At 69.8% G+C, this 902-nt stretch carries 2 protein-coding genes and 1 pseudogene; all 3 read right to left on the bottom strand.

The annotated features are described in order from the left end of the window. A partial coding sequence (locus IF83_RS0129455) for a GTP-binding protein (RefSeq protein ID WP_208605961.1) occupies positions 1 to 300 on the bottom strand: 300 nt, incomplete at its 3' end. Beyond that, positions 281 to 691 (bottom strand): DUF742 domain-containing protein, encoded by a 411-nt coding sequence (locus IF83_RS0129450; protein WP_019706270.1) that lies wholly within the window; start codon positions 689 to 691, stop codon positions 281 to 283. The genes IF83_RS0129455 and IF83_RS0129450, both read right to left, overlap by 20 nt. 112 nt (positions 692 to 803) lie before the next feature. After that, positions 804 to 902 (bottom strand): annotated as a pseudogene (locus IF83_RS0129445) (roadblock/LC7 domain-containing protein); the annotation flags it as partial.

Below are 902 nucleotides of genomic sequence, written 5' to 3'. Positions count from 1 at the left end.
GTCGTCCCACATGAACCAGAAGCGGTCCTGTCCGGGGGTGCCGAACAGGTACAGGATCAGGTCCTGGTCCAGGGTGATCCGGCCGAAGTCCATCGCCACCGTGGTGGTGGTCTTGTCCTGGACATGGCTGAGGTCGTCGATCCCCGCGGAGGCCGAGGTCATCACGGCCTCGGTGCGGAGCGGGTTGATCTCCGAGACCGCGCCGACGAACGTGGTCTTGCCCACGCCGAAGCCGCCCGCCACCACGATCTTCGCCGACGTGGTGGCGCGCGGCGCGGCGCTAGAGCTTTCGAAGTCCACTGAGCACCCTTTCGAGCAGTGTCACATCCGGCGTTCCGCCGGCCTCGCCGCTGCCGCCCGGCTGGTGGATGGCCACCATGCCGGCCTCGGCCAGGTCGGCGACCAGAATGCGGGCCACCCCCAGGGGTATCGCCAGCAGCGCCGAGATCTCGGCCACCGACTTGACCTCACGGCACAGGTGGCAGATCCGCGCGTGCTCGGGGAGCAGCGTCCCCAGCTGGGAGGGGTCGGCCGTCGTGCTGACCAGCGCCTCGATGGCGAGCTGGTAGCGCGGACGGGTCCGGCCACCGGTCATGGCGTACGGCCGCACCAGTGGCTGGTCGCCGTCGTCCCCGTACGGCGCTTGGTGTGCGGCGCCGTACGGGCCGGGCGATGCGGGCGGCGGGGTCATGGTTCCTCCGGGCTGGACAACGGTTGTCGTCTGGCGGGGACCGATGGGGGGAGGCCGGTGGTGCGAGGGGGGATCGGCCCGACGGTCGGTTGGTCGTACCTTGGTCGTTCGATCAGTTGAGAAGACTTCCCTGGAGTTCGGCTCGGAGGTCCGGGGTGAGGACGTTTCCGGCGCGGTCGACCAGGAGTGCCATCTCGTAGCCCACGAGGCC

The sequence above is a fragment of the Streptomyces albus subsp. albus genome (assembly GCF_000719865.1).
GTDB lineage: Bacteria > Actinomycetota > Actinomycetes > Streptomycetales > Streptomycetaceae > Streptomyces > Streptomyces albus_E.
Note: the sequence above shows the minus strand (reverse complement) of the source record. Positions and strands in the feature narration are given on the sequence as shown.

What these genes read in the sequence shown, in the direction of transcription:
- IF83_RS0129450 (WP_019706270.1), bottom strand. Translation starts at nt 691, where the DNA reads ATGACCCCGCCGCCCGCATCGCCCGGCCCGTACGGCGCCGCACACCAA.